This is a genomic window from Halobacillus sp. BBL2006 (genome assembly GCF_000786645.1).
Taxonomy (GTDB): Bacteria; Bacillota; Bacilli; order Bacillales; family Halobacillaceae; genus Halobacillus.
In genome coordinates, this window is record NZ_JRNX01000350.1 from 1 (window position 1) to 5,647 (window position 5,647).

Sequence of the window (5,647 nt, forward strand, 5' to 3'; positions counted from 1 at the left end):
TGCTACTAAGTCATCTGTAACTAATTGAAGATGCATATATAAAAGTTTTTTTAGATCTTCATTTTTTAAATGAGGGTTAGCTCCGCTTAGAAACGCTGCTATTTCATCGGCATTTTTATACCATTCTTTGTTGAGCTGATTCACCTTGGCTTCATTTCCGTTTTTAGCAGCATCTACCATCTTTCCGGCAATAACAATATGCTCCTTAAGCAATTCCGTAAGTTTGTTCCCTGCGCTCTCTCCGTAGACTGGCTTTATAGCATTGCCGATATCCTCCTGATTTTTAAGCAACCTCTCTAATACCTGTTTTTGATCCTCAGCTCCTGCTGTAGTGGCACTTGTAATATAATTACTTGTCCACAAAACATGATCAATCCAGAGCCTCCTAAAATCATTTTCGAATTTCACCTCTGCTTGGCTAATGTATTGTTCGTTCGTTGTAGCTTCAACACTGATTGGTCCAGTAAGGATATTTAGAGAAAATAATAAAGTTAACCCTATCACCAATAACTTCTTCATCACACCCGCCCCTTCCGATAAAAAGTATTTTCCTTATTATTGATAAGATAGTCTCTTTTATTCCTCAAAATGGGGGGGTTATCCGTAGGGGAGCAATAAAGCTTTTTCATACTGATCGCGGAAGTGAATTTAAGAATCAAGCGATCAAAGAGTTACTCGAAACGTTTGGAATTGATCATTCTCTGAGCATAAAGGGCTGCCCTTATGATAATGCGGTCGTTGAAGCTACATATAAATTGATTAAGATAGAGTTTGTCTATGGAGAAACATTTGAATCTGGCCTTATTTGATTATGTCCACTGGTACAATCACATCCGCATTCACGGAACGCTAAGCTGCTTAATCCCCATAGAATTCAAGAAGAAACACCATAACAAAATTGTCTAGTATCGTGTTGACAATCCACCATATTTCTAAGTTTTAGTAAAAGGCAATAGAAATAGCCCCAGTAAAGAAGAGACTTCAGAAATGATGTCTCTTCTTTTCATTCAAATGTCTATTTGAATGTTTTTGTTGACTTGGAAGTGTAAGGATCATACACTATAAACAAATATTCAAATAATTATTAGAATGAAGGTGAGCATAGTGAGTGAAAAGGTAATAAAAAAGGCGAATAAAGATACATGTGATACGTTTTGTTACGATGAATCGCTTGTTCAAAGAGTCCAGCCGGAAATCGAGAAAGTGGAAGGCGTAGAATTAATTTTTAAAGCTTTATCGGATGCTACACGAATGAAAATCGCGTATGCCTTAACTCTAGAAAAGGAACTTTGTGTCTGTGATGTGGCAAATATCATTGGCTCAACGACGGCCACGGCTTCTCATCATTTAAGGTTATTACGCAACATGAAGTTAGCCAAATATCGCAAAGAAGGTAAGCTTGTTTTCTATTCTTTGGCTGACGATCATGTCCACCAGTTAGTTTCGATGGCTTTACTACACTCCAAAGACGTTGACTTGAATAGATAGGGGGCACACTAATGAGTCGTATAGAAAAAGAAGCATCATCCAGTTGTTGCTCTAGTCATGAGGAGCTGGAATTAAATGAAACAGAAAAAACAAGTTCTTGCTGCTCTGAGGAAGGGACGAAAGAAGTATCTTTTACATCAACATGTTGTGGAAATGATACAAACACGAAAGAAGAACATACAGGAATCACTTCATCCTGTTGTAGTACGAGAGAAATTAAAAACGAACAAGTGTATGTGGGGAATAGTCAGCCAGTAGGGAAAAAAAACTTGGAATACAAAATTAATGGAATGGACTGTCCTTCTTGTGCAGCAACCATTGAGAAAGGGTTACGAAAGACTAAAGGAATTCAATCGGTTCGAGTTAATTATGGTACTGGGAAAATGTCTGTAGGTGCCGATGAGCGCTCTGTGTACGATGAAGTTCCTAACCAGGTTCGCAAATTAGGCTTTGAAGCTGAACCTTTAGGAAAAACCAAAAATATGCAAACGTATAAAATCGAAGGGATGGATTGTGGTTCTTGTGCAATGACCATTGAAAAGCACCTGAGCAAGAATCCTAATGTACAAGAGGTCCATGTGAATTTTTCTACAGGAAAAATGCAAATTGATCATACCACGAACCAAAAAGCTATTATAAAAGAAGTTCAAAGAGCAGGTTTTGATGCCTCTATTAGTAACCAGAAAGAAGCAACCTCTAATAAGAAGAAAAAAGGAGTCTCGACCACCACCATATCTGGAATATTCCTGGCTCTTGGTTTTATAGGTTCTTTTACCAGCGTAACGCCTGAGTTAATTACGGCCTTATATGCCGCATCTATCCTGATTGGGGGATATAAACCAGCGAAAAGCGCTTTTTACGCCATTAAAAGTGGTTCCTTAGACATGAATGTTCTCATGGCCTCTGCAGCCATTGGGGCAGCCCTTATTGGAGAGTGGTTTGAAGGAGCAACAGTCGTATGGCTATTTGCCTTAGGGAACACATTACAAAGCAGGTCGATTGAGCGTACAAGAGAATCGATCCGAAGTCTAATTAACCTGACTCCATCAAAAGCTACTGTTAAGTCCGGAGACCAACTTATCCGAAAATCAGTAGAAGAGGTAGGAGTCAATGATATTATCGTCATCAAACCTGGAGACAAAATTCCTCTGGACGGAGAAGTTTTAACAGGTACATCCAGTATCAACCAGGCTCCCATCACTGGAGAATCCTTACCAGTCGATAAACAGCAGGGAGATACGGTTTATGCAGGTACAGTCAATGAAAGTGGATCCTTAGAAGTAAAGGTAACAAAATTAGTGGAAGATACCACGATTGCAAAAATCATCCATCTTGTGGAAGAGGCTCAGGAGAAGAAAGCCCCGACCCAAGCATTCGTGGATCGCTTTGCAAGTGTCTACACCCCTATTGTTTTTATTCTTTCTCTTCTTGTAATGGTGGCACCACCATTATTTGGGTTCGGATCATGGGGAGAGTGGCTTTATAAAGGTCTTGTATTATTAGTTATAGCTTGTCCTTGTGCGTTGGTCATTTCCACACCAGTGGCCATTGTATCTGCTATTGGTAATGCAGCTAAAACTGGAGTCCTCATCAAAGGAGGCACCTTCTTAGAAAAGGCAGGAGCCATTCAAGCGATTGCTTTTGATAAGACGGGGACCCTTACAGAAGGTAAACCAAAAGTTGCAAAAGTAATTTCTCTACAGAACAATAGAGAAGAGCTCATCAGCATTACACGTACCATTGAAGAGCATTCAACTCATCCGATCGCTCAAGCCATTATCACTTATGCAAATGAACGAAGCATTCCTACCAAGGAAGGGGAAGCCTTTAAAGCCATTGCGGGTAAAGGTGCGCAGGCTACGATTAACGGTATGGAATACTTTGCTGGTAATCCTAAGTTATTTAAAGACATGGAGGTTTCTCTTATAGAAATCGAAGATCGCATTGATTCATTACAAGGAAACGGAAACACGCTTGTAGTGATAGGTACTCGAACGGAGGTTTTAGGTCTCATTGCTGTAGCTGATACCATTCGTAATATTACTGTTCAATCCATTCAAAAGCTCAAGCAAGTTGGGATGGGAGAAATGGTAATGTTGACGGGGGATAATGAAGGAACAGCGAAGAAAATTGCGACCAAAACTGGTGTTGATCGCTACTTTGCTGAGTTGTTACCTGAAGACAAAGTGTCTGCAGTAAAAGAGCTACAGGATGAAGGTAAGAGTGTGGCGATGGTCGGTGATGGAATTAATGATGCTCCGGCCCTTGCGACAGCTGATCTTGGAATTGCCATGGGTGGTGCTGGAACTGACACAGCCATGGAGACCGCCGACATTGTACTTATGGCGGATAATTTGGAGAAACTTCCGCATACGATCCGTTTGAGTCGGAGAGCCTTGAAAATCATTAAGCAGAATGTTTGGTTTTCTTTGATTACTAAATTGGCAGCGTTGATCTTAATATTCCCGGGTTATTTAACCTTATGGATGGCTGTTTTAAGTGATACGGGTGCTGCTCTTCTAGTCATCCTCAACAGTATGAGGTTGTTAAGACAAAAATAAGGAGAGGTTGGTTCCTCTCTTTTTTTACATAACTGATATATTTTGTAGAGTAATTCTTCAGTGATTATATAGAAAACATACCGATCATTTGAATTCCCTGGGCAATGACCATACCGAACTTGGCAATCAACTCAGCTCTGAGGACTGGTGTTGGGGTGATTGTCGAAACACAGGATTTTTTTCGAAAGTTAGGATTAACAATTCCTAAGTATCAAAAACTCCTACTAACGGTCTGTTTTGTAATTGATAAACAGGAAATAATTATAATAGTTTGAATATTTCGCTATTGTATTAAGTAGCCTGATTTTCAAGGAGGAAGTTACATAAAATGTTTTCAATGAAGAGTAAGCAGATGGTTGTTCTGTTCTTTGCTGTCTTGTTAATGCTGAGCCCCTACCAAGATTATGATGCCCCGCAAGTGAATGCTTCATCTGAACATGCTGCTTTAAAGGTTAAAATCAGTGAAATATTGAGTGATGAGAACTTGAAAGGTGCTGTGGCAGGAGTAAGTATACGTTCGGCGGAGAGTGGAGAACTGATTTATGAAAATAATGCAGATATTCGCTTAGAACCCGCTTCTAATATGAAGTTGCTGACGGCTGCTGCTGCGCTTGAAACCCTTGGACCGGATTATACATTTACAACTGAAGTATTAGCTGATGGTGAGGTTAAAGGCAATAAGCTCCATGGGGATTTATATTTGAAGGGGAAAGGCGATCCCACTTTAATGGTTGAAGACTTTGAGGCGATGGCCAAGTCATTACAAAAAGCTGGAATTCGTGAAGTAAAAGGGAATCTGATTGCTGATGATTCGTGGTATGACGATATTCCTTTATCCGAGGATATCGCTTGGAATGACGAAACGAACTATACTGGCTCTCAAATTTCAGCGCTAACAGCTGCACCAAATGAGGATTATGACGCAGGAACCGTTATCGTCGCTGCATATCCATCAGATACTGCGGGAGAACTCGCTGAAATTCAAGTGACTCCGAAAAACGATTACGTAGAGATTGTCAATGAAGCAAAAACGGTCAACTCAGACCAGTCAAAAGATATATCCATTGAGCGTAAACATGGGACCAATCAAATTGTCGTTAAGGGCACTATCCCTGTTGATGGGAGCCGGTCACGATCCTGGATAGCTGTTTCTGAACCGACAGGACTTGCTCTAAACCTGTTCCGTCAGTCTTTAGAAAAGGAAGGAATCAAAGTCAAAGGAAAAACTGCAACAGATGGAAAAACACCAAAAACCGCTGAATTGCTTGTTTCGAAGGAGTCCATTCCATTGGAAAAGCTATTTATTCCATTTATGAAACTCAGCAATAATGGTCATGCCGAAGTTCTAGTGAAAGAGATGGGGAAAGTGGTTCATGATGAGGGCAGCTGGGATAAAGGATTGGAAGTCGTAGAATATTTCTTAAGGGAAAACGGAGTCGATGCTGATACGATGCGTTTGCGCGACGGATCTGGCATGTCTCACGTCAATATGGTTCCTGCCAATGAAATTTCACAGCTTTTGTATCAAGTGAAAGAAAAAGCATGGTTTCCAGTTTACCTGAATTCCTTGCCGGTTGCGGGGAATAGTGAGCGTTTTG

4 protein-coding genes and 1 pseudogene are annotated in these 5,647 nt (G+C 40.4%); 4 read left to right on the forward strand and 1 reads right to left on the reverse strand.

What is annotated here, in order from left to right; all coding sequences use genetic code 11:
• Positions 1 to 519, reverse strand: a 519-nt coding sequence (locus LD39_RS10975; RefSeq protein ID WP_035546246.1) for a hypothetical protein, incomplete at its 3' end; no start/stop codon positions are given.
• 95 nt (positions 520 to 614) lie between these two features.
• On the opposite strand from LD39_RS10975, the pseudogene LD39_RS23565 reads away from it, so the two are divergent.
• The 4 genes and pseudogenes from LD39_RS23565 to dacB form a co-directional block, all read left to right on the forward strand.
• A pseudogene (locus tag LD39_RS23565) lies at positions 615 to 906 on the forward strand (IS3 family transposase); the annotation flags it as partial.
• Between the two features lie 183 nt (positions 907 to 1,089).
• A complete protein-coding gene (locus LD39_RS10980) occupies positions 1,090 to 1,488 on the forward strand; it encodes a metalloregulator ArsR/SmtB family transcription factor (protein WP_156112621.1) in 399 nt (132 codons plus the stop codon).
• Positions 1,489 to 1,499: 11 nt separating this feature from the next.
• Positions 1,500 to 4,049: a heavy metal translocating P-type ATPase gene (locus LD39_RS10985; protein ID WP_081988418.1), complete on the forward strand. Its 2,550-nt coding sequence runs from the start codon at positions 1,500 to 1,502 to the stop codon at positions 4,047 to 4,049.
• 328 nt (positions 4,050 to 4,377) lie between these two features.
• Positions 4,378 to 5,647: D-alanyl-D-alanine carboxypeptidase/D-alanyl-D-alanine-endopeptidase (dacB, locus tag LD39_RS10990; protein WP_052158822.1), on the forward strand; the 1,270-nt coding region annotated here is incomplete at its 3' end.